The organism is Nonomuraea rhodomycinica, assembly GCF_013363995.1.
Taxonomy (GTDB): Bacteria; Actinomycetota; Actinomycetes; order Streptosporangiales; family Streptosporangiaceae; genus Nonomuraea; species Nonomuraea rhodomycinica.
In genome coordinates this window covers 205,791-231,691 of record NZ_JABWGO010000004.1, presented here as the reverse complement: position 1 = coordinate 231,691, position 25,901 = coordinate 205,791, and the positions used below count along the sequence as shown (strand labels likewise).

Genomic DNA, 25,901 nt, shown 5'->3' with positions numbered 1-25,901 from the left:
GACGGCTCAGGCGGGCCCCAGCATGCCGTCGAGCAGCTCGCGGATCGCCGCGCGGCTGTCCTCCCGCGACGGCCGCTCCCCCGCCCCGGCGATCGCGTCGAACATGACGCCCTCGGTGAACGCCACGAGCTGCCGGGAGTGCCGTACCGGATCGGGCGAGCCCAAAACGGCCAGCAGCGCCACCGCCGGGTCGCGGAAGCGGCGGCCCGCCCGGTCGTAGACGCGGCGCAGCTCGGGCCGCCGGGTCGCCTCCAGGGCCAGCTCGTAGCGGGCCAGCGTGCGCCGGGCGTCGGCGATCTGCACGTGCAGCGCCTCCACCAGGAGTTCCGTCAGGGCCTCGCGCGACGGCCGGCGGGCGAGCGCGGCCGGCCCGGCCTCCAGGGCGGGGCCGAGGGCGCGTTCCTCCAGCTCCACGAGGCGGGTCAGCGTGAGTTCGAGCAGCGCGGCGCGGGTGCGGGCGAGGTTGGAGGTGGAGCCGGGCGGCAGGCCGGCGGCCTCGTCCACGGCCCGGTGGGTCAGGCCGCGCATGCCGCGCTCGGCCAGCAGCGTGATGGCCGCCTCCGCGACCGCCTCTGAACGTTTCACGGTCACCGATCCTACGAGGCGCCGACTACACCCGTAGTCGCGCTCACTACAGCGGTAGTACAGTGAGACTACAGACGTAGTTAAGGAGGCGGCGATGCCGGCTGCTGTGGTGATCGGGGCGGGGATCGGCGGGCTGAGCGCGGGGATCGCGCTGCGCCAGGCGGGATGGGAGGTGACCGTGCTGGAGCGCGCCGAGCGGATGGAGCCGGTCGGATCAGGGCTCGCTCTCGCGGTGAACGCGCTGCGCGCGCTCGACACGCTCGGCCTCGGCGACCGGGCGCGCGAACTGTCACGGATGCAGGGGCGGGTGGGCATCCGCCGCCCGGACGGCCGGTGGCTGGCGCACACGACGGCGGAGCGGGCGCAGGAGGAGTTCGGCGACTCGGTGGTGGTGCTCGCGCGGGCGACGCTGGTGGACCTGCTGGCGGCGGCGCTGGGCGCGGACGCCCTGCGCCTGGGCGTCACCGTGACCGGCGTGGACGCCGGCACCGGTGTGGTCCGCACCGACCGGGGCGAGCACGCGGCCGATCTGGTCGTGGCCGCCGACGGCATCCGCTCGGCGACCCGCCGCGCGCTCTTCCCCGGGCATCCGGGCCCCGTGTACGCGGGGGTGACGGCCTGGCGCGGACTGGTGCCGTGGGACGGCCGCCCGCTGCGCAGCACCGAGACGTGGGGCGGGGGCCGGGTGTTCGGCGTGCATCTCCTGGCCGACGACGTCGTCTACTTCTACGCCACGGACCTGTCCCCCGAGGGCGCCGTCCACGGGGACGAGCGGGAGGAGCTGCTGCGCCGGTTCGGCGACTGGCACGAGCCGATCCCCTCGCTGCTGGCCGCCGTCCGGCCGGAGCGGATCGTGCGCAATGACGTCCACGCGTTCGCCACGCCGCTGCCGGCCTACCACCGGGGCCGGGTGGCGCTGGTGGGCGACGCGGCCCACCCGATGACGCCCAACCTGGGCCAGGGCGCCTGCCAGGCCATCGAGGACGCGGTCGTGCTGGCGCACGCGGTGGGAGAGGGGCTGGCGCACGCGGTCGGAGAGGGGCCGGCGCACGCGGTCGGAGAGGGGCCGGCTTCCGTGGTGGGGGGTGGTCTCGCCGCCTACTCGGCCGCCCGGCTGGAGCGGACGACCGCGATCACGCGGCGCTCGACGGCGATCTGCCGGGCGACGAAGATCCGCAACCCGGTCGCGGTGTCGCTGCGCGACGCCGGCATGGCCCTCGCGGCCCGGTTCAGTTCCGCTCTGATGCTGCGGTCAGTGCGGGGGGTGCTGGAATGGACTCCACCGCGGCCGGCCGCGAGTGGTCGGGGGCCAGCCGCCCGAGCGTGATGGTGCCGGCGACGGTGAGCGCCCCGGCGAGCAGCGCCGGGATGGCCGTGGAGGGGCTGGCCGGCAGCGGCTCGCCCAGCAGGATCGCGCCGGCCAGCACGGAGGTGACCGGGTCGACGACCTGGACGCCCGCGTACGCGATGCCGAAGTAGCCGACGGCGTACGAGCGCTGGAGCAGCACCACGGCGCAGACCAGCAGCACCGGCACGGCCAGCGTGAACCAGTGCAGCAGCCTGCTCCAGTCGCCCTGCATGCCGCCGCCCACCACGCGCACGAACGTGGACACGCTGGCCGTGACGGCCCCCGCGCCCACCGACATCAGCAGCGCCTTGGCGGGGCCGCGCAGCCGGCGGGAGACCAGCTCGGCGGCCACCGCGATGACCGCGATCACGCCGATGAACGCGAGCGCGGCGCCGTCGCTGAGGTGCGGGACGACGTTGTGGGCCGGCACGAGCAGCATGAGCCACACGAGCCCGACGGCCACGGCGATCGAGCCGAGGACCTCGGCCCGGTACGGCCGCCGCCCGTACATCAGCGCGGCCAGCGGCACGGCGAACACGAGCGTGGCCACGCTGATGGGCTGCACCGCGACCAGCGGCGCGAAGCTGAGCGCGACGGCGTGCAGGCTGGCCCCGGTGAACCCGATGACTCCGCCGATCCACCAGCGGGGCCGTCGCACGAGCTTGAGCGAGGCGCCGGCCGCCACGGCCTCGTACTGTTGCAGGGCCGCCCCGAGCGCGTATCCCAGGGCGCCGAGCAGGGCGATGAGGAGTCCGGCCCAGGTCATCGGCGCCCACGCAGGGGCAGGGGAAAGTGGAGGAGCATTGCTCCAGCTTATGAGGGAAGCGGAGCGCGGGAATCATCCTTTAGGACAATCCCGGCCCCCGGGCGGCTTCAGGACTGCTCGGGGCACACGCAGAACAGGTGCCCCTCGGGGTCGCGCAGCACGATCCAGCGGACGCCTCCCTCCTCGCTGACGCCGGGCTGGAAGTCGGGCTTGGTGGCCCCCAGCGCGATGTACTCCTCGGCCGCCTTCTCCACGTCGGGCACCCGGAAGTCGAGGTGGAACTGCTTGGCCGGGCCGGGCCAGGGGGCGGGCTCGCGCTCGGGGACCCGGCCGAAGTAGATGTTCGTGGTGCCGTCGCCGACCGCGGCGTACTCCTCCTCGGCGTACTGCAGGTCGAGGCCGGTGACCTGGTGGTAGAACTCGGCCAGCTTCTTGGGCTCCGCGCAGTCGATGGTGACGGCCAGGAGCTTCGCCTTCGTTGTCATGGCTCAAAGCCTGCCAGCCGTACCTGCCATCTTCTGTCAGGTACGGCGAGCGATCATCCGCGACGGCGGCTGTCCGGTCCCATGCGCTTGAGGATGCGGTCCCACTCGGTGCCGAACGGGTTGTCCTGCACCATGTACGTCCACGTCGCCGTGGGCCGCTTCAGGTCGGGCTCGGGCGCCTCGAACGCCTCCAGCGAGCGCCGCTCGACCTCCTCCAGCATCGCCTTGTACTCGGCGACCGCCTCGCGGTGGAACTCGTCGATCGGGCTCATCCGGCCCAGGGCCCGCAGGTGGATGCCCTCGCGCAGGTCGGTGAGGAACGCCAGGTGCTCGGTCCAGCAGCGGTCGATGGCGTGCAGCACGATCTGCCGGGCCGTCTCCTCGCGGGTGTCCTCGGGCATGGACGCCCACCGCTCGGGGTCGCCCTCGGCCAGCGCCCGCGCGGCGGCGTCGCCGTGCAGGACCTTGTCGCGCCACTCCAGGATGAGCTCGCGCTGCTGCTCCAGCAGCCGGGTGTAGCGCCAGGTGTTGCGGTGGATCTGCAGGTTGACGCCCTCGGCGACGCGCTGGGCGTGGGCGACGACGTAGGCGCCGCGGCGGTGCCGGACCACGCCGTCGGCGTCGGGGGCGGGCGGCCGCTCGTCGGGCGCGAACTGGGTGACCAGGTCGTCGCGCATGCTGACGAAGAACACCGAGCCGCCGGGGTCGCCCTGCCGTCCGGCCCGGCCGCGGAGCTGGTCGTCGAGGCGGCTGCTGGCGTGGCGGCCGGAGCCGATGACGTACAGGCCGCCCAGCTCGGCCACGCCGTCGCCGAGGCGGATGTCGGTGCCGCGCCCGGCCATCTGCGTGGAGACGGTGATGGCGTCGCGCTCGCCGGCCCGGGCGATGATCGACGCCTCCTCGGCGTCGTTCTTGGCGTTGAGCACGACCGGGTCGAGGTCGCGCCGCCGCAGCAGGCGGGCCAGGTTCTCCGACTCGGCCACGTCCAGGGTGCCGATGAGGATGGGCCGGCCGGTGGCGTGGACGGCCTGGATCTCCTCGACGAGCGCGGCCTCCTTCTCCGGCACGTCCGGGTAGACCCGGTCGGGCTCGTCCTTCCGGACGCAGGGCCGGTTGGACGGGATGACGGCGACCTTGAGCCCGTAGAACTCGCCGAGCTGCTCGCTGACCGCGACGGCCGTGCCGGTCATGCCGCAGATCTGCGGGTAGCGGCGGATGAGGCCCTGCACGGTGATGGAGTCGAGGATCTCGCCCTTCTCGCTGGGCGCCAGCGCCTCCTTGGCCTCCACGGCCGCCTGCAGGCCGTCGGGCCAGCGCTGGAGCAGCGCGACCCGGCCGCGGGAGGCGTTGATGAGCTGCACCTTGCCGTCGCGGACGATGTAGTCGACGTCGCGGGTGAGCAGGACGTGGGCGTGCAGGGCGAGGTTGAGCTCGATGAGCGTGCCGGGCTCGTTCTCGTCGTAGAGGTCGACCGACAGCAGGTTCTCGACCGTGTCGGCGCCCTTGGGGGTCAGGTAGACGTTGCGCGCCTGGTCGTCCACCTCGTAGTGGTAGCCGCGGACGAGCTGCCTGACCAGGGCGGCCATCTCGGGCACGGCGCTGCCCGCGTCGGAGGCGCCGGCCATGACGAGCGGCACGCGAGCCTCGTCCACCAGCACGGAGTCGGCCTCGTCCACCAGCACGACCTCGGGGGCGGGCACGATCAGCTCGGCCGGGTCGGTGCGCAGGCGGTCGCGCAGCACGTCGAAGCCCATCTCGCTGACGGCGCCGTAGGTGACGTCCTTCGCGTACGCCTCGCGGCGCTCCTCGTGGGTGGACGACTGCCCGACCCAGCCGACCGTCACGCCCATGGCCGCGTAGAAGGGCGCCATCCACTCGGCGTCGCGCCGGGCCAGGTAGTCGTTGACGGACATGACGTGCACACGCCTGCCCTGCAGGGCGTAGCCGGCGGCGGCCATCGCGCCGGACAGCGTCTTGCCCTCGCCGGTCGCCATCTCGGCGACCTTGCCGTCGAGCAGCGCGAGCGTGCCGAGGAGCTGCGCGTCGTACGGCCTGAGCCCGAGCGAGCGGTCGGCGGCCTCCCGGGCGACGGCGCAGAACCTCGCCAGGTCGTCCATCGCGGGGCGGGGCAGCTCGTCCAGGGCGCCGATCGAACCGGCCAGCGCGCCGGCCGCCTTCACGACCTTCTGGTACGGGCCCAGACTCACTCCTCCCGGACGGTCCAGGAGGTTCTTCAAGATTCCGGAAATCGACGCCACAGTCCCTCCAACGCGCGCTCTGCCCGGCCGCGTTCCCCTCGTGCCCACCTCCACAAGTGTGTCCGAAGTGGGGAGCGGAGCGACGGTACGGCATGCGTCGCCGTACCGGACCCTAACCCATACGGGGAGGTGCACGGCCTCCCGCGCCGCCGCCCCGCTCCCCGGTTCAGCCCGTCACCGCTGCTCGGGACGGACGGCCGGCAGCACGACGGCGACCGTGAGGAGCGCGCAGCCCGCCCAGCCGAGCACGCTCAGCCGCTCGCCGAACAGCAGCACGCCGAGCACGGCCGCGAAGACGGCCTCGCCGAGGGAGATGACCGACACCGTGGCGGCCCGCAGCGTGGTCAGCGCCCGGAAGAACAGCGCGTAGGCCAGCGCCGTCGGCACCGCGCCGAGATAGAGCAGCAGCGCCGCGGTGGTCAGGCTCGGCTCGGGCACGGCGCCCCCGACCAGCGCGAACGGCGTCAGGCACAGCGCGCCGACGACGAAGCCGCCCACGGCCATGGCGCCGGAGTCGTCCCGGTGCCGCCGGGAGTACAGCGTCACCGCGGCGTACCCGGCGGCCGACAGCAGGGCGAACCCGACGCCGCCCAGCCGGCCGCCGCCCGCCAGCACGCTCTCGCCCGTGAGCAGGAACAGCCCGGCCAGCGCGGCGGCCAGCGCGAGCAGCCCGGTGCGGCCGGACCGCTCGCCGAGCAGCAGCCGCCCGCCCAGCTCGGTGATGACCGGGGTGGCGCCCATCGTCACGACGGTCGCGACGGCGACGCCGGAGCGTTCGATGGCGGCGAAGTAGGCGGCCTGGTAGACGGCCATCCCGGCGCCCACGACGACCACCCGGGCGCTGAGCCGCGGGAGGGAGCCGCCGGTGAGCCGGAGGATGCCGAGGAGGAACAGCGCGCCGAGGGCGTAGCGCCACAGGGAGACGCCGGCCGGGCCGAGCCCGGCGGTCTGGAACAGCAGGGATCCCGCGGCGCCGCCGGTTCCCCAGGCGGCCGCCGCCGCGGACATGTAGAGGGCTCCCCGGCGCGCGGAAAGGGAAGCGGGGACAGCAGTCATGACAGATCTCTCCGGGTGGAGTGGTCGGAAGGGGCCCGTACGCGGGCGGCGACCATCCCCGGATCGGCTCAGACCCGGCGAGATGTCAGCGAAGGAGGCCGCCCGCTACAGGGCGGGCGGCGGGGAGCAGATCAGGTTGCGCGGCACGTCCCCCACCCTAGCGGCGCGGGCACACCCCTGTCACCGCGCGCCGATCCGTCAGGGTTTGCGGGCGACGCCGCCGAGGAGGAGCTGCTCCCAGCTGGCCAGCGGGTGGGGCAGCCGCTCGTCGGGCCGCCACTCGGGGAAGTGGACCAGGCCGGGCTCCACCAGCTCCAGCCCGTCGAAGTAGCGGCCGATCTCCTCGCGGGTGCGGAAGTGGCCGGTGCCCATCGTGGCCTGGAGCATCACCTCCAGCGCCTTGGCCTTCGGGTTGGCGGAGGCCAGCATGTTGGAGGCGGCCAGGTGGCTGCCGGACGGCAGCGCGTCCATGTAGCGCCGGACGACGCCGTGGGGGTCGTCCTGGTCGGGGAACAGGTGCAGCAGCCCGATCGCGAGCACCCCGACGGGCCGCGACAGGTCGATGAGCCGGCGCAGCTCGGGGTGGCCGAGCACGGCGGTGACGTCGCGGGCGTCGGCGGTGACGGCGGTCGCGTACGGGTTGCCGCCGAGGATGGCGCGGGCGTGCGGCTCCACCATCGGGTCGACGTCCACGTAGACGACGCGGGTCGAGGGGTCGGCGAACTGGGCGACCTCGTGGGTGTTCTCGACGGTGGGCAGGCCGGCGCCGAGATCGACGAGCTGCCGGATCCCGGCCTCGCGGACGAGGAAGTCGACGACCCGGCCGACGAACGCCCGGTCGCACCAGACCAGGTCCACCACCTCGGGCACGGCCTCCTTCAGCCGCCGGGCGACGGACCGGTCGGCGGCGAAGTTCTCCATGCCGCCGAGGAGGGCGTCGTGGACGCGGGCGACGCTGGGCGTGGACGGATCGACGCCGGCCGGCGCCCACTCCTCCTGCGGCCACTCGCTCATCCGGGCTCTCCTTCGATCGTCGTGGCGGGATCGTAGCGGCATTTCTTGACGAATTCTTGGCCTGAGGTTTGTCGCCGGACCTCCGGGTAGTCGGAGGGGGCCAACGTACGAGACGGAAGAAGAAAGGACGTGAGCTCCATGCAGCTCTGGGACTATCGACCTGACGTCTACGACCGCGGCCAGGCGCTGGACATCACCGGGTACCACGTCCACGCCACCGACGGAAAGATCGGTTCCGTCGATGAGGCCACGTACGAGGTCGGCGAGAGCTACGTCGTCGTCGACACCGGTCCGTGGATCTTCGGTAAGAAGGTCATGCTGCCGGCGAGCGTCATCACCCGGATCGATCCTCAGGAGCGCGAGGTGTACGTCTCGCGCACCAAGGAAGAGATCAAGAACGCTCCGGAGTTCGACGAGGCTCGTTTCAAGGAGCCCGAGTACCGGACGCGGGTGGGCGACTACTACGGCCGCTGGACGCACTGACCTGACCCAAGGCGAAGGGCCGCACCCCTCGGGGTGCGGCCCTTCGTCGTTCCGGGGTCCGGCTCCGGCTCCGGGAGGCCGGAGCCGGACCGGGGTCAGGGCCAGGAGGGGTCACCCTTGGGCTCGACCGGCGCCTCCAGCACGCCGAGGCGTTCCAGCAGGGTCAGGAAGGTCGCCGCGTACGGGGAGTCGGCGGTCACCGTCGCCACCCGCTGCCAGTCCACCTGCTCCCGCAGCGCCCGCACCTGCGGCAGCAGCGCGCCGTAGTCGCAGGCGTGCTCCGACAGCGGCATCAGCCAGGAGATCACCAGGTCCGTCGCCTCCAGCACGGGCACGATCACCGCCGACGCCTTCATCTGCTCGGCGCGCTCGATCAGCTCGGCGGTGATCGGCCGGTCGGAGATGCGGAAGATCAGGTCCACCAGGCGGCCGTCGTCGTACGCCTTGACCAGCCAGTCCTCCGGCGGCTTGGCCGTCTCGAAGCCGAGACCGCGCAGCGCCTCCAGGGCGGCCGGCACGTCGTGCTCGGTGAGCACGAAGTCCACGTCGTGCAGCGATGGCGCGGCCCCCCGGGCGTAGGCGGCGCATCCACCGGCGAGCGCGAACTTCACGCCCGCGTCCTTCAACCCCGAGCTGGCGCGTTTGAGCGTGTCGAGGATCGCGTCGGTGACTTCATGACTGTGGCTGCTCATGTGATCGGGCTACCCTCGCGGCCCCCGGCTAGACGTCGGATCACGCGCGGGAGCGGCGGCGGGGGCGCGACTAGAGCCGGGGAGCGGGGGTAGCGCCAGGCCCTATGACCGACTTCCTGGAGAAGACCGAACGCGAGTACCAGGGCGAGCACGACCGGCCGCTGCGCGGCTACCTGCGCATCCTCACCGTGTACGGCGGGGCGGTCGCCGCGGCGGCGGGCCTGGCGGCGCTGACCGGGCGCAAGATGCCGGAGCAGGTGGGCGTGCTGGACCTCGCGCTGATGGCGGGCTGCACCCACAAGGCGTCGCGGCTGATCGCCAAGGACCCGGTGACGAGCCCGCTGCGCGCGCCCTTCACCCGCTACGAGGGGACGGGCGGCCCCGCGGAGCTGAAGGAGGAGCCGCGCAACTCGGTCGGCGAGTTGCTGTCGTGCCCGTTCTGCCTGGCGCAGTGGACGGCCACGGCCTACGCGGCCGGGCTGGTGATCGCGCCCCGGTTCACGCGGCTGGTGGGGGCGACGATGACCGCGGTGGCGGTCTCCGACTGGCTGCAGCTCGCCTACGCCAAGCTGCAGCGCTCGGCGTCCTGACCCGCTCCGGCGGCGAGGGCCTCCCGGGCTTCCGGTGAGGCCTTCGCCGCGGCACGGGGCGCTTCGGCGCGGGGCCCGGCCCAGGCTTCGGCGCGGGATCCGGCCCTCAGCGCAGGCGCGGCAGGACCTCGCGGGCGTAGAAGTCGAAGAACGCGTCCTGCTCGGGCCCGATCTGGTTGACGTACACCTCGTCGAAGCCCGCGTCCACGTACGCCTGGATCGCCTGGACGTGCGTGTCGACGTCGGGGCCGCACGGGCTGGAGCCGACGGCCTGCTCCTCGGTGACGGACTGGGCGAACTGCTCGAAGTGCCGCGGCAGGGGCAGCAGCTGCGACGCCTCGCCCTGGATGCCCTGGTTGGGCCACAGCCGGTGGACGGTCCTGCGCGCCTCGGCCTCGTCCTGCGCGTAGCAGGCCTTCAGGCCGCCGAGCACCGGTTTGCCCGCGCCGCCGGCCTTGTGGAACTGCTCCACCATCTCGGCGCTCGGCCCGGTGGAGATGTAGCCGTCGGCGATGCGGCCGGCCAGCTCGATCGCCTTGGGCCCGAAGCCGGACATGTAGATGGGCGGCGGCTCGTCCGGCAGCGTGTAGAGGCGGGCGGTGTCCACCCGGTAGTGGGTGCCGCGGTGCGTCACCTGCTCGCCGGTGAACAGCTCCCGCATCAGCCCGACGGCCTCCTCCAGCATCTCCAGCCGCTCGTCGGCGGGCGGCCAGCGGGACTCGACGACGTGCTCGTTGAGCGCCTCGCCGGTGCCGACGCCGAGCCGGAACCGGCCGCCGGACAGGGCCGCGGAGGTGGCCGCCGCCTGGGCGACGATCACGGGGTGGACGCGCATCAGGGGGCAGGTGACGGCCGTGGTGATGGGCAGGGACGTGGCCTCGGCGATCGCGCCGATCACGGACCAGACGAACGGGCTCTGTCCCTGCTCGTCCAGCCAGGGGTGGAAGTGGTCGGAGATCCACAACGCCTCGAATCCGGCCCGCTCGGCCGCCTTGGCCTGCCGGACGAGTTCCTGGGGGCCGTGCTCTTCGCAGGAAAGGAAGTATCCGAAAGCAGTCATGAACGTCCACTTCCCGCCGCGACCCCGGAAAACATGTCACGCATCGGGAAAGGATGTTAAATGTCTTTCGGCACGGGCAGTAGCGGGCCATGGCTACTTTGCTGTGGATCATCGCGGTCGTTCTCGTCATCGCCGGGATCTATGTGATTCTGGCCCGTCGCGATCTCCTCTGGGGGATCGTCCTGATCGTCCTCGGCTTCCTCGTGGGCCCCGGCGGTGTCAGCATCTTCAATGTCTAGGGGCGCCGCGAACGCCCCCTTCGACCCCCACCGGGCCGGTGGACGCCGGCCCGGTGGACCAATCCGTCAGGCTGTGTCGTCACGTGTTACCCGCTTCGCCGCTTTATGCGGCGTGAGCTGAAATGTCATCGAAGCAACAGAAAATCAGCCGAAAAAGATCATCTATCGTTTAGGCAACCACACCGAGAGGGCGGTCGCTCCATCCGGAGCGACCGCCCTCTCGGTGTTAACCGGAGTACGGCGTTATTCTCCGCATTCCAGGCAGTACACCGCGTACGCCTTGCCCAGCACCGGCAGCGCCACGTTGCGGACCCGGATGCCGCCCGGGGTGAGGCCCTTCTCCGTGCCCTTGTGGGCGTGGCCGTGCAGGATGAGGTCGGCCCCGGCCGTGTCCACGGCCTCGGCCAGCAGGTAGCTGCCGAGGAAGGGGTAGATCTCCAGCGGCTCGCCTTCGAGGGTCTCCTTGATCGGCGAGTAGTGCGACAGGACGACCCGCCGGTCGGCCTGCGTCTCCTTGAGCGCGATCTTCCAGCTCTCGGCGATGTACCGCGTGTGCGCCACGAAGTCCTTGATCTCGCGCTCGCCGAACTCGCTCGCGCACTTGCCGGCGAACCCGCCGCCGAAACCCTTGCCGCCGACGACCCCCAGCTTGCTGCCGCCGCACTCGATGACCACGCCGTCGTCGTCCAGCACCGTCACCCCGGCGTCGCGCAGCTCACTGGCGATCTCGTGCTGGAGGTCGGAGTGGTAGTCGTGGTTGCCGAGCACCGCGACGACCGGGACGGGCAGGTCGCGCAGCTCGTCGGCGACCACCCGGCCCTCCTCCAGGGTGCCGTGCCGGGTGAGGTCCCCGGCCAGCATGAGCACGTCGGCGCGCTCCTCGATGCCCTCCAGGCGTTTGCGGTACTCGCCGCGGACGTCCTCGCCCAGGTGGATGTCGCCTACGGCCGCTATGCGGACTTCAGTCAAGGTGCTCATCCTCCCCCGGCTCGTTGACGACGACGACCTTGATCTCGTTGTGCATCCTCAGGTCGGGGGCGGCCTCGTGCGCCACCTCACCGAGCCTCACGCGCTGGTCGTTCCCGCTCACCTGGCCGCGCAGGAACAGTTGATCCCCTCTGACATCGACGTGGATGCCGAGCTCGTGGGTCCGCGCGTCCTCGGCCAGCGCCTGCTGGATGCGGGCCGCGACGTACTGCGGAGCTTCCATGGGTTCCTCCTTCCTTGACGCCGCATGCCCGGGGACTAATCCCTCAAACGGCGCGTATCAGGTCGATAACGGCGCGCTCCACGGCGCCGTGGGTGGCCAGCTGGCCGAAGTCCGCCTCGGCGCCCAGCTCCGTCAGCACCGGCGCGATCGTGCGGCCCCGCTCGTACGCCTCGACCACGCGCGGGTCCACGTACGACTCCCGGGCGACCGTCGGCGTGTTGCCCAGGTACTCCGACACCTCGCGCATCACCCGGGCGACCGCCCGCTTGCGCGCCGTCCTCCCGGGCCCCTTCCCCGGCTTCCCCACCGCCTTTCCGCTCTTCCCCGTCGCCTTCCCGCTCTTCCCGGTCGCCTTTCCCGTCCCGCCGGGCCCCTCCCCGGCGTGCGTGGACACCGCGAGGCCGACGGCGGCCAGCACGGTCGCGTGCCAGGTGCGGAAGTCCTTGGCGGTGAAGTCGTCGCCGATCGTCTCGCGCAGGTAGTCGTTGATGTCGTCGCTGCGCACGTCGACCCAGCGGCCCCCCTGCCGGTAACGCAGCAGCTCCCCCTCGGGATGGCGGCGCTTGAGCGCCCTGATCACCGAGCACACGTCGGAGTCGGCGATCGCCACCTCCCGCTGGATGTCGCCCTTGGCCGGGTAGGAGCAGGTGATGGTGCCGCGGGCGCACGCCACGTGCTCCATCCGCAGGGTGGCCAGGCCGTAGGTGTCGTAGCTCTCGCCGCCCACGCGGAAGAAGCCCACGTCCAGCATCCGCGCGGCCGCGGCCAGCACCCGCTCCCGGGTCAGTCCCCTGCCGTGCAGTCCCTCGTCCACCGCCTTGCGGAAGCCGGGCAGCCGGTCGGCCAGCTCCAGCACCCGGTCGAACTTGATCCGGTCCTGCTGCTCGCGCCACAGGTCGTGGTAGCGGTACTGGAGGCGTCCCGCGGAGTCGGTGCCCACGGCCTGCAGGTGGCCGTTCGGCGAGGCGCAGATCCACACGTCGGTCCACGCGGGCGGGATGGCGAGCGCCTTGATCCGCGCCAGCGTCCCGGCGTCCACGGGCCCGCCGTCGGCGTGGTGGTAGCTGAAGCCCCGTCCGCGGCGCCGGCGGACGATCCCCGGCTCGTTGCGGTCACTGGGATGCAGCTCGGACACGGCTGCGCGGCTACCCCGAACGTTAACCTCCAAACGGCGCGGGCAGGTGAGAGCCCATGTCTGACAACAACCAGTGGGAAGAACGCTCGGCGACGGGCAAACCCATGGTGCCGGCGACACCGCGGGACGTGGTGCACATCAGGGCGGGGTCCTTCATCCTCGTCTTCTGTTTCGCGATGGCGGTGCTGGGCCTGATCGCGCACCTCCCGGTGCTGACGGGCATCGCGGTCGTCGTCGCCGTGGTCACGGTCATCGACATGGTGCTCGCCGTACGGCGGCAGAAGCGCAGGAACGTGGGAGAGGCAGGGTGAGCATGACTCCGCAGCGAACCGACGTGAGCTCCGGGACCGAGGCGGGGTCCCTCTCCGGGGCCGTCGCCGAGACGGCCGAGGGGCTGCGCCCCCACGACCTGCGCGGCAAGGTGGTCGTGGTGACGGGCGCGAGCGGCGGCGTGGGCCGGGCCGTGGTCCGTGAGCTGGGCGCGAAGGGCGCGAAGGTCGCGCTCATCGCGCGCGGCACGACCGGGCTCGGCGCCGCCGCCGTGGACGTAGGCGTGGCCGGCGGCAGCGGGAAGGTGTTCGAGGCCGACGTGGCCGACTACGAGCAGCTCCGCCGGGCCGCCGAGCAGATCGAGGCCGACATGGGGCCGATCGACGTGTGGATCAACGTCGCGTTCTCCTCGGTCTTCGCCAAGTTCACCGACATCACCCCCGAGGAGTACGAGCGCACCACCGCCGTGACCTACCTCGGCTACGTGTGGGGCACCCGCGTGGCCCTCGACCTCATGCGGCCCCGCGGCCGGGGCACGATCGTGCAGACCGGCTCGGCCCTGTCCTACCGCGGCATCCCGTTGCAGTCGGCGTACTGCGGCGCCAAGCACGCCATCAAGGGCTTCACCGACTCGGTGCGCACCGAGTTGATGAGCGAGGGCAGCGACATCAAGATCACCATGGTGCAGCTCCCGGCGGTCAACACGCCGCAGTTCGACTGGGTGCTGTCCAAGCTGCGCCGCCACCCGCAGCCGGTGCCCCCCATCTACCAACCCGAGGTCGCCGCGAACGGCATCGTCTACGCGGCCGAGCACCCGGAGCGCAAGGAGTACTGGGTCGGCGTCACCACCGCCGCCACGCTCGTCGCGCAGCGGATCGCCCCGGCCCTGGTGGACCGCTACCTGGCTCGTACGGGAACGAAGTCCCAGGTCACGGACGACAAGGCGCCGACCGGCGTGGCCAACCTGTGGGAGCCGGCCGACGAGGACCAGGACTACGGCGCCCACGGCGGCTTCGACCGGCGCTCGCACGCGCGCAGCCCGCAGCTCTGGCTGTCCCAGCACCGCCGGCCGGTCCTGCTCGGCCTCGCGGCGGGAGCCGCCGCGGCGGTGGCGCTCCTCCGGCGCTCGCGCTGACCGGTCAAGGCCTCCGCGAGCGCGGACTCCCGCGTTAAGCGGCCGAGAAGGGGTAGGCGGCGGACGACCAGAGGAGGCCCTGACCATGCCTGAACGCGACCTGCACTACCTGACCGAACTGGCCGGCCAGCTGCGCGTGGACTCCGTGCGCAGCTCGGCCGCCGCGGGGTCGGGTCACCCCACCTCGTCGATGTCGGCGGCGGACCTGATGGCGGTGCTGTTCGCCTGTCACCTGCGCTACGACTTCGAGCACCCCGACAACCCGGCCAACGACCATCTGATCTTCTCCAAGGGGCACGCCTCGCCGCTGTTGTACTCCCTGTTCAAGGCGGCGGGCGCCATCACCGACGAGGAGCTGCTGTCCTTCAGGAAGCGGGGCAGCCGGCTCGAGGGGCACCCGACCCCGCGCCTGCCCTGGGTGGACGTGGCGACCGGGTCCCTGGGGCAGGGGCTGCCGGTCGGCGTGGGCATGGCGATGGCCGGGCGGCTGGAGCGCCTGCCGTACCGGGTGTGGGTGCTGTGCGGCGACAGCGAGCTGGCCGAGGGCTCCGTGTGGGAGGCGGCCGAGCACGCGGGCGACGAGGGGCTGGCCAATCTGACGCTCATCGTGGACGTGAACCGGCTCGGCCAGCGCGGCCCCACCCGGCACGGCTGGGACACCGGGGCGTACGCGCGCAGGTTCGGCGCGTTCGGCTGGCACACCATCGAGATCGACGGCCACGACCCGGGGCAGATCGACTTCGCGCTGGGCGACGCCTGCAACACCCGCCGGCGGCCCACCGTCATCCTGGCCAAGACCCGCAAGGGCGAGGGCGTCGTCGAGGTGGAGAACCGCGAGGGCGCCCACGGCAAGGCGCTGAAGGACCCGGACACGGCCGTCGCCGAGCTGGGCGGCGTGCGCACCCTCACCGTGGACGTGCACCGGCCGGAGATCATGCCGCAGCCGTACCGGTTCGACGACGGCACGCTGACGCTGCCCGAGTACGAGCCCGGCACCCGCGTCGCCACCCGCACCGCGTACGGCGAGGCGCTGGCCGCCCTCGGCGCGGCCCGCGGCGACGTGGTCGCCCTGGACGGCGAGGTGGCCGACTCCACCAAGACCGAGGAGTTCGCCAAGGCGTTCCCCGACCGCTTCTTCGAGATGTACATCGCCGAGCAGCAGCTCGTCGCCGCCGCCGTCGGCATGCAGGCACGCGGTTTCGTGCCGTACGCGGCGACGTTCGCGGCGTTCCTGACCCGGGCGCACGACTTCATCCGGATGGCTGCCGTGAGCCAGGCGTCGATCAGGCTCGTCGGCTCGCACGCGGGCGTGGCGATCGGCGAGGACGGCCCCTCCCAGATGGGGCTGGAGGACCTGGCGATGCTACGAGCCGTGTACGGCAGCACGGTGCTCTACCCCTGCGACGCCAACCAGGCCGCGGCCCTGACCGCCGAGATGGCCGGCATCTCCGGTGTCTCCTACCTGCGGACCACCCGCGGCGACACGCCCGTCGTCTACCCGCCCGGCGAGCGCTTCCCCGTGGGCGGCTCGCGGGTGCTGCGCCACACGCCGGCCGACCGGGCCACGATCGTCGCCGCCGGCATCACCGTGCACGAGGCGCTGGCGGCGGCCGACGAGCTGGCCGCCGACGGCATCCCCGTGGGCGTCATCGACCTCTACTCCGTCAAGCCCGTCGACAAGGCCGCGCTGACCGCCGCCGCCACCACGACCGGCAACCTCATCACGGTCGAGGACCACCGGCCCGAGGGCGGGCTCGGCGACGCGGTGACGGACGCGGTGAGCGAGCTGGGGCCGCGGGTGGTGAAGCTGGCCGTACGGGGGCTGCCGGGATCGGCCACGCCGGCGGAGCAGCTCGCCGACGCGCGCATCGACCGGCGCGCCATCGTCGAGGCCGTCAAGCGACTCCTCTGACGTCGGACGCCGCGCGGGGACGCCGTGGCACGGACGAAGGCCCGCCGGGCGAGCCTGGCGGGCCTGAAGCGCGGACGGGAGCTAGCCGCGGGCCTTGGCGGTGGCCCGGCGGTTGGCCTTCTTGATGGCGTCCACCAGCTCCTGCTTGGTCATCTTCGACCGGCCGGTGACGCCGAGCTGGGAGGCCACCTTCTGCAGGTGCTCCTTGCTGGCGTTGGCGTCGACGCCCTCGGCCGTGCGGCCGGAGCGGTCCTTGGCGCCCTGGTCCGAGGGTCCCTTCCTGGCCTTGGGCTCCCAGTGGTCGCCGACCTTCTCGAACGAGTGCTTCAGCGCCGCGAAGGCCGTCATGTGGGCGCGGCGACCCTCGCCGTACGTCTGCACGGCCGAGTCGTGCGCCTTCATCCACGTGTCCTGCGCCTTCTTGGGCGAGCGCCGGATCGTCGACGGCAGTTCCTCCTTGGCGGGCATGTCGGTTCACCTCCTGCGATGGCTTCGTCCCACGCGTGGCTCGGTGGTGGGGGTTACAGCGGGGGCTCGTCGTAGCGGCGGCGCTCCTCGTACACGGTGGTCCGGCGCGCCTCGGGCTCCTCGTAGATCTCGTGGCGGGTCACCGGCTCGTCGATGGGCCCGACCGCCCTGCGGGTCACCTGGATCCGGTAGATGCCGAACAGGAGCCCGATCAGCCCGCCGAGCATGAGGATGACGCCGACGACGTTGATGTCGAGACCGGCGAGGTCGAACTCGACGGCCCAGGTGAGGATCGCGCCAAGCATGATGAGGATGATGCTTCCGGCGATGGTCATTAGTACCTCCTTGACAAGAGGAACCTCTATCCACATGGCAAAAAACAAACCAGTAGTGATGGTCGGGCTTATGGGCGCGGGCAAGACGTCCGCGGGACGCCTCATCAGCAAGGCCCTTGACCTGCCCCTGAGCGACAGCGACCCGTTCCTGCGCAAGCGGTACGGAGCGACGGCGGCGCAGATCGCGGCGAGCGAGGGCGCGGACGTGCTGCATCAGCGGGAGGCCGAGCACGTCCTGGCGGAGCTCGCCGGCGAGCCCAAGGTGATCACCGCGGCGGCCAGCGCCGTGGAGGATCCCCGGGTGCGGGAGGCGCTGCGCGAGGCGTTCGTGGTGTGGGTGGACGCGCCCGACGCGGTCCTGGCCCAGCGGATGCGCTCCGGCGACCACCGGCCGGACTTCGCGCCGTCGGTGATGCGGGCGCGGCGCGAGCCGTACTTCCGGGAGGTGGCCGACATCACGTTCGACGTGAGCACGACGACGCCCGAGGAGGTGGCCGAGGGCACGCTGCGGGCACTGCGATCACCCGCGCGTGACGGTGGCTGATCGCGGTGTGGCCGTCCGTGTCCCGGACGCTGGCATAATGATCATGACGCACGGGTCCTCCGAGGCGCGCGGAGGGCCTGTGACGTCCCCTTCCCCACCCCGTGCCCCCGCCGGACCGGGATCCGGCGGCGGAAGGCCCCGAACGGGCACAACCAATCCCGTCCCGGCCGCATCTAAGCATCAGTGACGATGCGCTTGGTGCCGGGCGACCCCATGAGTCTCGGCGGCTACTGGCTGGCCGGACGGCTGGGTGCCGGCGGGCGGGGCGTGGTCTACGACGCCTACGACGACGAAGGACGCCGCTTCGCGGTCAAGGTGCCCCGGGGCGAGGTCGACGGCCAGCTCTCCGACGCCGTGTGGCGGGTCTCGCCGCGGCACCTGGCCAGGGTCGTGGGCGTCGGGATGGACGGCGTCGTGCCGTACATCGTGAGCGAGTTCGTCGAGGGGCCCGACCTGCGGCAGGCGGTGGAGCGGCACGGGCCGTACGCCGGCGGGGAACTGGCCGCGCTGGCGGCGGGCATGGCGACGGCGCTGCGCTCCCTGCACGCCGTGGGCATCGCCCATCGCGACCTGCGGCCCGAGAACGTGCTGCTCTCCCCCGACGGGCCCACCGTGATCGACCTCGGGGTGACGGTCCCGGGCACGGTCGGCACCCGTACGTACCTGGCGCCCGAGGTCTTCACCGGGCAGCGGCCGGGTCCGGAGGCGGACGTGTTCGCCTGGGGCGGGGTGACGCTGTTCGCCGCCACGGGCCACGACCCGTTCCGCGGGGAGAGCCTGGGCGGCGTGATGCACCGGCTGCTGGCCGTGGACCCCGACCTGGACGCGCTGCCGGAGCCGCTGCGCTCCCTGGTCGGGCGCGCCCTGGCCAAGAACCCGGCGGACCGCCCGTCGCCGCGGGAGCTCCTGGCCGGCATGGGGGACTCCCCCGAGCCGCCGTACACGCTGGGGGCGCCCGAGGGGCTGGCGGGGCCGCCGTCGCTGGGCGAGGTGGCCGAGCGGGCCTACGCGTCGCTGACGCCGCTCCAGCGGGACGAGGCTCCCGGGCTGCTGCTGCGCCTGCTCGACGGGGACGCCGTGTGCCGCGACGAGCACGGGGTCCTCGACCGGCTCACCGAGGCCGGCCTCCTCGTCCGGCCGAGCGTGGCCGTGCCGCCCGTCCCGGCCGAGGCGGGGACGCTCGTGGCCGTCAGCGGCGAACGGGTCGAGCCGGCCAGCGCCGCGCTGGCCCGCGCCTGGCCCCGGTTACGCGCGTGGGAGGCCGGGCGGAGCCCCGCGCCGGGCGCGCCCGCCGGGAGGGACCGGGCCGTGGCGAGCGGTCACGGCCTGCCGGCCGTCTCCCCGTACCCCGGCTCCGCCGCTCCCCCCGACGTCACCGCGTCGCCCGACGTCACCGCCGTACCGGATGTCACCGCTCTACCCGACGTCACCGCCCTGCCCGATGTCACCGGGTCGCCCGATCTCACCGGGCTCTACGTCGCCCACCGGGCCATGCTGTCCGACCTGCGCCGCCTGACCCAGCTGCTGCCGGAGGCCGGCGCCGTCTCCGCCGCGCGGGCGTCCGCGACCCGCTGGTACACCAGGTCGCTGCTGTCGGCCATCCACCATCACGTCCACGGCGACGAGGCCCTGTGGCCGCTCGTCGCCCGCGCCGCGGGCGACGCCTTCGACCTGTCCCCCTACGCCGGCGGCCACGAGGCGCTCGGCCCCCTGATGGAGCGCTGCCGCGCGGCCGTGGACGGCGATCTCGCCCGCCTGGGACGCGAGCTGAAGCCGGTGCTGGACCTCCTCGCCGAGCACATCGCCGGCGAGGAGGCCGAGCTGTTCCCGATCATCACGGAACGGGTCCCGCCCACGGCCTGGGCGCGCGCCGAGAGGCGGGTCGCCGGTCAGGTCCCGGTGCGGCAGATGGCGTTCCGGGTGCCGTGGCTGGACCGGCACGCCACCGGCGAGGAGACCGAGCGGATCCTGGCCGCGGCGGGCCGCTCGTCCAGGGTGTTCCTGGCGCTGACCCGCCCCGGCTACCGGCGCCGCGAGCGGCTCGCCTTCGGCTGACCGGCGGACCCGGTCAGTTCTTGCAGGTGACCGGGTAGGTCTCCTCGGCGGACGGCTTGTTGTGGTTCAGCACCTCCAGGCGGACCGTCCCGCTGGTCTTCGTGGTGCGGTGCCAGTACGCCGACTGCACCTGGAGCAGTCCGCTCGCCTCGACGGTGGCCGTGCGCTCGGCGTCCGGCACGCCGTCGATGACCCACCGCCAGGTGATCTGGGTCCCGGCGGCCGCGCGGAACGCGCCGTGAGCGGTCACGTACGGCGCCTCGACGCAGTCGCCGAAGTAGGGCGTGGTGAGGATCGAGACGAGGTCCACCGTGCCGGGCGAGGGGTTCTTCGCCACGCACGTCCAGGAGTACGGGTTCTCCTTGACGATCCGGTTGTGGTTCAGCACTTCCAGGCGGACGACGCCGGATCCGGTGGCCGTGGCCCTGCTGTACCAGAAGTCGCTGATCGTCTGCTGGACGCCGGGCTTGAGCACCTCGGTCCTGACGGCGCCGGGCTTGCCGTCCACGACGAAACGGTACCTGACCTCGGCCTCGCGGTCCGTGGACAGCAGCGCCCTCGCGTGCAGGGCGAAGGGGCCGTCGCAGACGCCCCTGTACTGGGACGTCAGCACGTACTTCAGCTTCAGGTCCGCGGCGCCCGGGTCGGCGCCGCAGGTGAAGGTGAACGTCCGCTCACCGGTGGCCGTGGCTCCCTCGGCGAGGAGGGCGAGCTTGTGGGCGCCGGTGTCGGTGGAGCCGAGGTTCCATCCGGCGCTGACGTCCTGCGAACGCGGCAGGCCGCTCGCCGGGAAGTCGACGCTCTGGCGCTGCCAGGCCGCGCCGTCGAGCGTCCACCAGTACGTGACCTTCTGCGCCGCGCCCGCGGGCAGGGTGACGCGGCCGGCGGCCTGGTAGGCCACGGGCTCGGCGCAGGGGCCCTCGTAGTCGCCGGGGGTGACCGCGGTGATCTGCGTCGCCGGACGCTGGGCGGGCGGCGTGGTCGGCGTCGTCGTGGTGGTGGGGGTCGAGGTCGGAGTGGTCGAGGGGGTGGACGTCGGGGTGGACGTGGGCGTCGACGTCGGGGTGGACGTGGGCGTCGGCGAGGGGTCGGTCGGCGGGGTGCGGCGGCAGGTCACCTGGTAGGCGGCGCGCGCCGAGTCGTGTCCGTTCGGGCCGAGCAGGTGGACGGCCTTCCAGCCGCCGGTGGAGGAGCCCACGCTCAGCGGGAGGACGACCTGCCGGACGCGCGGGCCGCCCGCGGCGAACGTGAGCGTCTCGGGACGGCCCTCGCCGGTGGCGGAGTCGATCCACTGGTACGCGACGCTGGCCGGGGTGCGCGACACCTGGACGGTGGCGGTGAAGACGACGTTCGTGGGGCAGGCGCCCGTGTAGGACGCCGGGCGGACGTCCACGTCGGCCGCCGCGACCAGCGGCTCGTCCGGCCCGGCGGGCAGCGGGGTGGCGACGTCGTAGACCTTGACCGGCCCGGCGCAGGTGACGCTGAAGCGCGCCTTGCCGGACAGCCCGCGCCTGCCGAGCACCTCGACGGCCTGCCATCCGGAGGTGGTGCGGTCGAACGTCTGGCGGTCCTTGACCACGACGGTGCGCCTGCCGTTGACGCGGAAGCTCTTGACGGCCCCCTTGCTCCCGTCGCCGCGCACCCACCGGTAGCGGACGGTGCCCCGGCCCTTGGCCGCCACGGCGGCGGAGAAGGCGACGGTGGTGGGGCAGGCGGCCGACTGCCGGGCGGGGGCGGCCTTGACCTTGGCCACGGCGGTCGCGACGAGCGGCGCGGCGGCGGAGGCTGCTCCGGCCGGCGGCGCCGCCGTGACGTGGCGGGGCGCGGCGGTGGCGGAGGCGGGTGTGGCCAGCAGCCCGCTGAGCATCACCGCGCCCAGCAGCAACGCTGTCCGTTTCATCGGGGGTCCCTTTCTCTGTCGGAAAGGGAGCCATCATGCGGGAAGCGTCTTGGAAATCACTTGTGTCTCTCTTGTAACGCTTCTCCCTGGGGTCACAGAGCCGTGCCGGTGCCGCCGTGCAGGGTGCGGGCCCGTATGAGGTGGCCGGCGCGGATCTCCACGTCCAGCAGCGCGCCACCGCCGAGGGGCCACCGCACAGCGACGGCCGTACCGTCGAACCGGCCCTCCTGGCGGGCCCACTCCAGCCCGACGACGACGTCCGCGCCGAACCCGGGCTCGCGCGGTACCGGCGGGTCGCCGCGCCCTCCGGCGGGCGCGGGCCGCGCAGCCCACGCGGCCCCGGCCCCTTCGACGCGCACGAGGTAGGCGCGCCGCAGCCACGCGGGTGCGGCGAGCGCGGCCAGGACGTCCAGCGCGTCACCTTCCGTGGGCACGACGACCAACGCTGGGGCCGCCTCACCGAAACCGGCGACCTCACCCGAGCCCGAGCACCCCTCGGGCCGGGCATCCCTCGCACGGCGGGCGTCCCCCTCGGGGCGCGCGTCCTTTTCGGGGCGCGCGTCCTCTTCGGGGCGCGCGTCCTCTTCGGGGCGCGCGTCCTCTTCAGGGCGCGCGTCCTCTTCAGGGCGCGCGTCCTCTTCAGGGCGGGGGGCCCGTTCGGGGCGGGCGGCCTCATCCGACCCCGAGCGCCTCTCGGGGCGGGCGGCCCTCATGGGGCGGGGGTCCGCCTCCGGGCGGGCGGCTCGTTCGGGGTGGGCGGGGTCGTCAGGGTGGGCGGTTTCGGAGAGGGCGGTGGCGAGGTCGCGGGGGTGGGTGTGGGGATCCACGCGCAGGACGACACCCGTACGGCCGTCCGCCGTCGCGGGCACGGCCAGCGGTCCCGAGGGGCGTGCCGGGTCCACGGGCGCCTCCGGTCCGGATGACGCGGCCCGTACGGCGGCGACCAGCTCGCCCAGCGTGCCGCAGACGGCCGAGCCGCCGGTGGGGCGGGCGACCAGCCATCCGCCGGCGACCGGTGAGATCCGCGTACGGGACGACGGGCGCACCCGGGAGACGGCGGCGGCCACGGCCGCGCGGGCTGCGGGGCCGGCGACCCACGGCCGCGCCCAGTCGGCGCCACCGCGATCAACCCCGCACGCCCCGCACATCACCGCCCCCCTTCACGCCGACCACACCCGCTCCCCCGCGACCTCCACGCTCTCCGCCACCCCACGATGTCCGCGACCTCCACGCTGTTCGCCACCCACGACGTCAACCACCTCCGCGACCCCCGCCACCCACGACCTCCACGACCTCCGCGACCTCCGCGGCCTCCGCCACCCACTATGTCCGCGACCTCCGCGACCCCCGCCACGCACGATCTCCACGCTCTCCTCGACCCCCGCGACCCCCCGACACCCACAGGCGTCCACGGCCAGGAGGGCTTCGGTCATGCGCCGGTCACGGCATGACGTCCCCCGAGTTGGGGCCGAGGGTCTGGCCGACGTAGAGGTTGCCGCCCGGGTCCGAGGCGAGCAGGACGGCCGTGGGGGCGACCTCCTCCGGGCGGCCGAAGCGGCCCAGCGGCAGCTCCGCCCGCTTGGCGCTCTTCCAGGCGTCCGTGATCCCGGCGACCATCGGCGTCTCGACGGGGCCGGGTGCGATGGCGTTGACCAGCACGTTGTGCTCGGCGACCTCCAGCGCGAGCGACTTGGTCAGGCCGATGACGCCCGCCTTGGCCGCCGCGTAGTGGCTGAGCGACCGCCCGCCCTTGATGCCGAGCTGCGAGGCGATGTTGACCACGCGGCCCCACCGCCGTTCCACCATGTGCGGGACGACGTGGCGGCAGCACAGGAAGACGCCGGTCAGGTCGACGGCGATCGTGCGGTCCCACACCTGCGGGTCCATCTCGACCAGGGGCGCCTCGGTCAGGATGCCGGCCGAGTTGACCAGCACGTCGATGCGCCCCAGCCGGTCCAGCACCGTGGACACGGCCTCGGCGACCGAGCCGGGGTCGCCGACGTCGACCGCGACGTGGCCGGCCGCGCCCGCCGTGGTGGCGGCCTCGGCCGCGCGGGCGGCGTCGAGGTCGGCGACGACGACCTCGGCCCCCTCGCGGGCGTACGCCTCGGCGATCGCCCGGCCGATGCCGCTGGCGCCGCCCGTGACCAGCGCCGTCCGGCCCGCGAGGGCTCCGGAGGGACGGGTGGGTGACATGGTGCTCCTCCTCAGGCGGGCATGCGGACCGTGAGCCCGCCGTCCACGACGATGGTCTGGCCGGTGACGTACGCCGCGTCGTCCGAGGTGAGGAACCGGATGACCGAGGCCACCTCCTCCGGCCGCCCGGCGCGGCCCCAGGGGATGTCCCGGCCGGCGCGGGCGAGGCCGTCGGGGCCCAGGGAGTTGACGGGGTCGGACGACTGCGGGGTGACGATGAGCCCGGGGATGACCGAGTTGACCCGTATGCCGCGGGGCGCCAGCTCGACGGCGAGGCTGCGGCACAGCCCGAGCACCCCGGCCTTCGCGGCGGCGTAGTGAGCGTGCTCGCCCCAGCCGTACACGCCGCCCGCGATGGACGACACGGCGACCATCGCGCCCGCCCCGCTCATCCGGGCGGCGGCGGAGCGCAGCGTGCGCAGCACACCGGTCAGGTCCACCTGGAGCAGGTCGTCCCACGCGGCGTCGGTCAGTTCGGCGAGGGCGGCGCGGCGCAGGACGCCGGCGTTGGCCACGGCGACGTCGAGGCGGCCCCACTCGTCGAGCGCGCGCTGGGCGAACGCCTCGACCTGCGCGGCGTCGCGCACGTCCACCTCGTGGACGACTCCGGAGCCGCCCGCCCGCTCGACCTGGCGGAGGGTCTCGGCGGGGTCGTGCGGGTCGCCGGGGTAGGCGCCGATGACCGTGCGCACGCCGTGGGAGGCGTACGCGACGGCCAGCGCCCGGCCGATGCCGCTGGCGGCGCCGGTGATCACGGCGACCCGCTTCTCGGGGGAGGTCATGTGTTCTCCAGGAAGTGCTGGGGCGGTCACTGGGAGAGGGCGGGCACCTTGCGGGCGCCGAACATCACGAAGCCGGACAGGAACGTTCCCAGCGCCCCCACGATCAGCGCGCCCTGGTTCCAGTCGGAGCCCGCCACGAGCATCGCCGTGATGATCGCTCCGGCGGCGATGGCGCCCGGCTGGCTGATGGCGTTGATGAAGGAGGTCCCGGTGGCGCGGCAGCGGGTGTCGTAGCACTCGCCCATGTAGAACAGCATCGCCGAGTACGGACCGACCAGGAAGAACATGCCGAGCGAGTACAGCAGGACCACGGCGAGCGTGCCCTGCGCGACCAGCAGCATGAGCGCGAACAGCACCCCGGAGGCCATCCAGCCGAACGCGATGACGTTGCGCCGGCCGAACCGGTCCCCGGCCCAGCCGTGGAAGACGTACCCGAGGTAGCCGACCGCGTTGATCACGATGAACATGAGCAGCGAGTTGGTGAACCCGACGCTCTTGCCCTCGGTCAGCACGGTCGTGCCGAGCACGCTGAACACCTGGATGCCGAACCAGTTGACGAACCAGGCGAAGCCGAGGACGAGCGTGTTGCGCAGCGCGGGCCCACGGAAGATCTCCAGGAACGGGGCCGCCTGGCTCTCCTGGACGCCGTGCTCCTGGGCCAGCGTGGCCGCCTGCTCTGCCTGTCCCTCCTTGCGCAGCCGCTCGATGCGCTGCTGCAGCTCGAACTGCGGCGTCTCGCGCAGGCCGCGCCGCAGCAGCGCGATGACGACGGCGGGGAAGGTCGCCAGCAGGAAGCAGCCGCGCCAGCCGACCAGCGGCAGGAAGATCGCGATGAACGCCGCCGCGAGCAGCGTGCCGAGCGGCCAGCCGCCCTGGACCAGGCTGTAGATCAGGCCCCGCCGCTTCTTGATCTTCTCGTCCTCGGTCACGGCGTAGATCTCGTTGAGGTACGTCGCGTTGACCGACTGCTCCGCCAGCCCGAGACCGCCGATGGAGCGCACCCCGACCAGGTACGCGGCGTTCATCGTGGCGGCCGAGACGGCCGAGGCGAGCGCCGTGCCCGACACCGTGATGATCATGCCCTTGCGGCGGCCCAGCCGGTCGACCAGCGGCCCGACGCCGAGGACGACGACCGCGGTGCCCACCGAGATGAGCGTGGAGTACAGCGACGCCTCGGCCGGGGCCCAGCCGAACTGCGCGGAGATCTCCGGCAGCAGCGTGCCGAACATGATGTAGTCGTAGACGGCGAAGATCCACGCGAACAGCGCGATCACGGTGGCCTTGCGCGTCTCCCGCACCCCGACGCGCGGGAGACGCCGGGTGCCGGGAGCGGTGCCGCTCCCCGGGACGTCAGGAGAGGTCGTGGTCATGGCGGAGCCCTTT

27 protein-coding genes are annotated in these 25,901 nt (G+C 73.1%); 9 read left to right on the top strand and 18 right to left on the bottom strand.

Going from position 1 to position 25,901, the window contains the following annotated elements:
• Positions 1-6: 6 nt before the first annotated feature.
• Positions 7-585, bottom strand: coding sequence for a TetR/AcrR family transcriptional regulator (locus HT134_RS19775; protein ID WP_312888249.1), 579 nt, complete (start codon positions 583-585; stop codon positions 7-9).
• 94 nt (positions 586-679) lie between these two features.
• Here HT134_RS19775 and HT134_RS19770 point away from each other — a divergent pair, with 94 nt between their 5' ends.
• On the top strand, positions 680-1,912 hold the full coding sequence (locus tag HT134_RS19770) for an FAD-dependent monooxygenase (RefSeq protein WP_175601899.1): 1,233 nt from the start codon (positions 680-682) through the stop codon (positions 1,910-1,912).
• Here the strand turns inward: HT134_RS19770 and HT134_RS19765 are convergent.
• The 5 genes from HT134_RS19765 to HT134_RS19745 form a co-directional block, all read right to left on the bottom strand.
• Positions 1,815-2,699, bottom strand: coding sequence for a DMT family protein (locus tag HT134_RS19765; RefSeq protein ID WP_175601898.1), 885 nt, complete (start codon positions 2,697-2,699; stop codon positions 1,815-1,817). The two genes, HT134_RS19770 and HT134_RS19765, sit on opposite strands and share 98 nt — an antisense overlap.
• Positions 2,700-2,806: 107 nt before the next feature.
• On the bottom strand, positions 2,807-3,184 hold the full coding sequence (locus HT134_RS19760) for a VOC family protein (protein ID WP_175601897.1): 378 nt from the start codon (positions 3,182-3,184) through the stop codon (positions 2,807-2,809).
• A gap of 53 nt (positions 3,185-3,237) precedes the next feature.
• Complete coding sequence (gene secA2, locus HT134_RS19755; RefSeq protein ID WP_446685760.1) at positions 3,238-5,433, bottom strand: accessory Sec system translocase SecA2; 2,196 nt, start codon at positions 5,431-5,433, stop codon at positions 3,238-3,240.
• A 183-nt stretch (positions 5,434-5,616) separates the two neighbouring features.
• Positions 5,617-6,498: a DMT family transporter gene (locus tag HT134_RS19750; RefSeq protein WP_175601895.1), complete on the bottom strand. Its 882-nt coding sequence runs from the start codon at positions 6,496-6,498 to the stop codon at positions 5,617-5,619.
• Between the two features lie 198 nt (positions 6,499-6,696).
• Entirely contained in the window at positions 6,697-7,512 is an 816-nt protein-coding gene (locus HT134_RS19745; protein ID WP_175601894.1) for an SAM-dependent methyltransferase, read from the bottom strand.
• A 138-nt stretch (positions 7,513-7,650) separates the two neighbouring features.
• Here HT134_RS19745 and HT134_RS19740 point away from each other — a divergent pair, with 138 nt between their 5' ends.
• A complete protein-coding gene (locus HT134_RS19740) occupies positions 7,651-7,995 on the top strand; it encodes a PRC-barrel domain containing protein (protein WP_217708153.1) in 345 nt (114 codons plus the stop codon).
• A 95-nt stretch (positions 7,996-8,090) separates the two neighbouring features.
• Here the strand turns inward: HT134_RS19740 and HT134_RS19735 are convergent, their stop codons facing one another.
• On the bottom strand, positions 8,091-8,687 hold the full coding sequence (locus HT134_RS19735) for a nucleotidyltransferase (protein ID WP_175601892.1): 597 nt from the start codon (positions 8,685-8,687) through the stop codon (positions 8,091-8,093).
• A 104-nt stretch (positions 8,688-8,791) separates the two neighbouring features.
• Here HT134_RS19735 and HT134_RS19730 point away from each other — a divergent pair, with 104 nt between their 5' ends.
• On the top strand, positions 8,792-9,277 hold the full coding sequence (locus HT134_RS19730) for a DUF1360 domain-containing protein (RefSeq protein ID WP_175601891.1): 486 nt from the start codon (positions 8,792-8,794) through the stop codon (positions 9,275-9,277).
• A 106-nt stretch (positions 9,278-9,383) separates the two neighbouring features.
• On the opposite strand, the gene HT134_RS19725 is transcribed toward HT134_RS19730, so the two are convergent.
• On the bottom strand, positions 9,384-10,337 hold the full coding sequence (locus HT134_RS19725) for an LLM class F420-dependent oxidoreductase (RefSeq protein ID WP_175601890.1): 954 nt from the start codon (positions 10,335-10,337) through the stop codon (positions 9,384-9,386).
• An 89-nt stretch (positions 10,338-10,426) separates the two neighbouring features.
• Here HT134_RS19725 and HT134_RS19720 point away from each other — a divergent pair, with 89 nt between their 5' ends.
• Complete coding sequence (locus HT134_RS19720) at positions 10,427-10,576, top strand: GPGG-motif small membrane protein (RefSeq protein WP_175593845.1); 150 nt, start codon at positions 10,427-10,429, stop codon at positions 10,574-10,576.
• Between the two features lie 243 nt (positions 10,577-10,819).
• Here HT134_RS19720 and HT134_RS19715 read toward each other — a convergent pair whose 3' ends face one another.
• From HT134_RS19715 to HT134_RS19705, 3 genes are read right to left on the bottom strand one after another with little or no spacing between them, the layout of a single operon-like run.
• Positions 10,820-11,545, bottom strand: coding sequence for a metallophosphoesterase family protein (locus tag HT134_RS19715; protein WP_217708102.1), 726 nt, complete (start codon positions 11,543-11,545; stop codon positions 10,820-10,822).
• Positions 11,538-11,786 (bottom strand): BON domain-containing protein, encoded by a 249-nt coding sequence (locus HT134_RS19710; RefSeq protein WP_175601888.1) that lies wholly within the window; start codon positions 11,784-11,786, stop codon positions 11,538-11,540. Before HT134_RS19710 ends, HT134_RS19715 begins: the two co-directional genes overlap by 8 nt.
• 43 nt (positions 11,787-11,829) lie before the next feature.
• Complete coding sequence (locus tag HT134_RS19705) at positions 11,830-12,921, bottom strand: DNA topoisomerase IB (protein ID WP_312888247.1); 1,092 nt, start codon at positions 12,919-12,921, stop codon at positions 11,830-11,832.
• Between the two features lie 56 nt (positions 12,922-12,977).
• Here HT134_RS19705 and HT134_RS19700 point away from each other — a divergent pair, with 56 nt between their 5' ends.
• The 3 genes from HT134_RS19700 (at position 12,978) to HT134_RS19690 (ending at position 16,238) form a co-directional block, all read left to right on the top strand.
• Positions 12,978-13,232 carry a hypothetical protein gene (locus tag HT134_RS19700; protein ID WP_175601887.1) on the top strand — a complete coding sequence of 85 codons (255 nt, stop codon included), beginning with the start codon at positions 12,978-12,980 and terminating at the stop codon, positions 13,230-13,232.
• A gap of 2 nt (positions 13,233-13,234) precedes the next feature.
• The gene (locus HT134_RS19695; protein WP_175601886.1) at positions 13,235-14,326 is read left to right on the top strand and encodes an SDR family oxidoreductase; all 1,092 of its coding nucleotides are present in this window, start codon (positions 13,235-13,237) and stop codon (positions 14,324-14,326) included.
• Between the two features lie 85 nt (positions 14,327-14,411).
• Positions 14,412-16,238, top strand: coding sequence for a transketolase (locus HT134_RS19690; RefSeq protein ID WP_175601885.1), 1,827 nt, complete (start codon positions 14,412-14,414; stop codon positions 16,236-16,238).
• A gap of 81 nt (positions 16,239-16,319) precedes the next feature.
• On the opposite strand, the gene HT134_RS19685 is transcribed toward HT134_RS19690, so the two are convergent.
• A complete protein-coding gene (locus HT134_RS19685) occupies positions 16,320-16,706 on the bottom strand; it encodes a ChaB family protein (RefSeq protein WP_175601884.1) in 387 nt (128 codons plus the stop codon).
• 53 nt (positions 16,707-16,759) lie between these two features.
• Complete coding sequence (locus HT134_RS19680; RefSeq protein ID WP_175593838.1) at positions 16,760-17,041, bottom strand: hypothetical protein; 282 nt, start codon at positions 17,039-17,041, stop codon at positions 16,760-16,762.
• A gap of 58 nt (positions 17,042-17,099) precedes the next feature.
• Between HT134_RS19680 and HT134_RS19675 the strand changes: the two genes are divergently transcribed.
• On the top strand, positions 17,100-17,585 hold the full coding sequence (locus tag HT134_RS19675) for a shikimate kinase (RefSeq protein ID WP_246364792.1): 486 nt from the start codon (positions 17,100-17,102) through the stop codon (positions 17,583-17,585).
• A 189-nt stretch (positions 17,586-17,774) separates the two neighbouring features.
• Complete coding sequence (locus HT134_RS19670) at positions 17,775-19,640, top strand: protein kinase domain-containing protein (RefSeq protein ID WP_175601883.1); 1,866 nt, start codon at positions 17,775-17,777, stop codon at positions 19,638-19,640.
• A 13-nt stretch (positions 19,641-19,653) separates the two neighbouring features.
• Here HT134_RS19670 and HT134_RS19665 read toward each other — a convergent pair whose 3' ends face one another.
• From HT134_RS19665 to HT134_RS19645, 5 genes are all read right to left on the bottom strand, one after another.
• The gene (locus HT134_RS19665) at positions 19,654-21,540 is read right to left on the bottom strand and encodes a hypothetical protein (protein WP_175601882.1); all 1,887 of its coding nucleotides are present in this window, start codon (positions 21,538-21,540) and stop codon (positions 19,654-19,656) included.
• Between the two features lie 92 nt (positions 21,541-21,632).
• A complete protein-coding gene (locus HT134_RS19660; RefSeq protein ID WP_175601881.1) occupies positions 21,633-22,688 on the bottom strand; it encodes a hypothetical protein in 1,056 nt (351 codons plus the stop codon).
• 292 nt (positions 22,689-22,980) lie between these two features.
• Entirely contained in the window at positions 22,981-23,736 is a 756-nt protein-coding gene (locus HT134_RS19655) for an SDR family NAD(P)-dependent oxidoreductase (RefSeq protein ID WP_175601880.1), read from the bottom strand.
• Positions 23,737-23,747: 11 nt separating this feature from the next.
• Positions 23,748-24,518 carry an SDR family NAD(P)-dependent oxidoreductase gene (locus tag HT134_RS19650; protein WP_175601879.1) on the bottom strand — a complete coding sequence of 257 codons (771 nt, stop codon included), beginning with the start codon at positions 24,516-24,518 and terminating at the stop codon, positions 23,748-23,750.
• A gap of 26 nt (positions 24,519-24,544) precedes the next feature.
• Positions 24,545-25,888 carry an MFS transporter gene (locus tag HT134_RS19645; RefSeq protein ID WP_175601878.1) on the bottom strand — a complete coding sequence of 448 codons (1,344 nt, stop codon included), beginning with the start codon at positions 25,886-25,888 and terminating at the stop codon, positions 24,545-24,547.
• Between the last annotated feature and the right edge of the window lie 13 nt (positions 25,889-25,901).

What these genes read in the sequence shown, in the direction of transcription:
- HT134_RS19770 (WP_175601899.1), top strand. Translation starts at nt 680, where the DNA reads ATGCCGGCTGCTGTGGTGATCGGGGCGGGGATCGGCGGGCTGAGCGCG.
- HT134_RS19765 (WP_175601898.1), bottom strand. Translation starts at nt 2,699, where the DNA reads ATGACCTGGGCCGGACTCCTCATCGCCCTGCTCGGCGCCCTGGGATAC.
- HT134_RS19760 (WP_175601897.1), bottom strand. Translation starts at nt 3,184, where the DNA reads ATGACAACGAAGGCGAAGCTCCTGGCCGTCACCATCGACTGCGCGGAG.
- HT134_RS19750 (WP_175601895.1), bottom strand. Translation starts at nt 6,498, where the DNA reads ATGACTGCTGTCCCCGCTTCCCTTTCCGCGCGCCGGGGAGCCCTCTAC.
- HT134_RS19745 (WP_175601894.1), bottom strand. Translation starts at nt 7,512, where the DNA reads ATGAGCGAGTGGCCGCAGGAGGAGTGGGCGCCGGCCGGCGTCGATCCG.
- HT134_RS19740 (WP_217708153.1), top strand. Translation starts at nt 7,651, where the DNA reads ATGCAGCTCTGGGACTATCGACCTGACGTCTACGACCGCGGCCAGGCG.
- HT134_RS19735 (WP_175601892.1), bottom strand. Translation starts at nt 8,687, where the DNA reads ATGAGCAGCCACAGTCATGAAGTCACCGACGCGATCCTCGACACGCTC.
- HT134_RS19730 (WP_175601891.1), top strand. Translation starts at nt 8,792, where the DNA reads ATGACCGACTTCCTGGAGAAGACCGAACGCGAGTACCAGGGCGAGCAC.
- HT134_RS19725 (WP_175601890.1), bottom strand. Translation starts at nt 10,337, where the DNA reads ATGACTGCTTTCGGATACTTCCTTTCCTGCGAAGAGCACGGCCCCCAG.
- HT134_RS19720 (WP_175593845.1), top strand. Translation starts at nt 10,427, where the DNA reads ATGGCTACTTTGCTGTGGATCATCGCGGTCGTTCTCGTCATCGCCGGG.
- HT134_RS19710 (WP_175601888.1), bottom strand. Translation starts at nt 11,786, where the DNA reads ATGGAAGCTCCGCAGTACGTCGCGGCCCGCATCCAGCAGGCGCTGGCC.
- HT134_RS19700 (WP_175601887.1), top strand. Translation starts at nt 12,978, where the DNA reads ATGTCTGACAACAACCAGTGGGAAGAACGCTCGGCGACGGGCAAACCC.
- HT134_RS19695 (WP_175601886.1), top strand. Translation starts at nt 13,235, where the DNA reads ATGACTCCGCAGCGAACCGACGTGAGCTCCGGGACCGAGGCGGGGTCC.
- HT134_RS19690 (WP_175601885.1), top strand. Translation starts at nt 14,412, where the DNA reads ATGCCTGAACGCGACCTGCACTACCTGACCGAACTGGCCGGCCAGCTG.
- HT134_RS19685 (WP_175601884.1), bottom strand. Translation starts at nt 16,706, where the DNA reads ATGCCCGCCAAGGAGGAACTGCCGTCGACGATCCGGCGCTCGCCCAAG.
- HT134_RS19680 (WP_175593838.1), bottom strand. Translation starts at nt 17,041, where the DNA reads ATGACCATCGCCGGAAGCATCATCCTCATCATGCTTGGCGCGATCCTC.
- HT134_RS19675 (WP_246364792.1), top strand. Translation starts at nt 17,100, where the DNA reads ATGGTCGGGCTTATGGGCGCGGGCAAGACGTCCGCGGGACGCCTCATC.
- HT134_RS19670 (WP_175601883.1), top strand. Translation starts at nt 17,775, where the DNA reads ATGCGCTTGGTGCCGGGCGACCCCATGAGTCTCGGCGGCTACTGGCTG.
- HT134_RS19665 (WP_175601882.1), bottom strand. Translation starts at nt 21,540, where the DNA reads ATGAAACGGACAGCGTTGCTGCTGGGCGCGGTGATGCTCAGCGGGCTG.
- HT134_RS19660 (WP_175601881.1), bottom strand. Translation starts at nt 22,688, where the DNA reads ATGTGCGGGGCGTGCGGGGTTGATCGCGGTGGCGCCGACTGGGCGCGG.
- HT134_RS19655 (WP_175601880.1), bottom strand. Translation starts at nt 23,736, where the DNA reads ATGTCACCCACCCGTCCCTCCGGAGCCCTCGCGGGCCGGACGGCGCTG.
- HT134_RS19650 (WP_175601879.1), bottom strand. Translation starts at nt 24,518, where the DNA reads ATGACCTCCCCCGAGAAGCGGGTCGCCGTGATCACCGGCGCCGCCAGC.
- HT134_RS19645 (WP_175601878.1), bottom strand. Translation starts at nt 25,888, where the DNA reads ATGACCACGACCTCTCCTGACGTCCCGGGGAGCGGCACCGCTCCCGGC.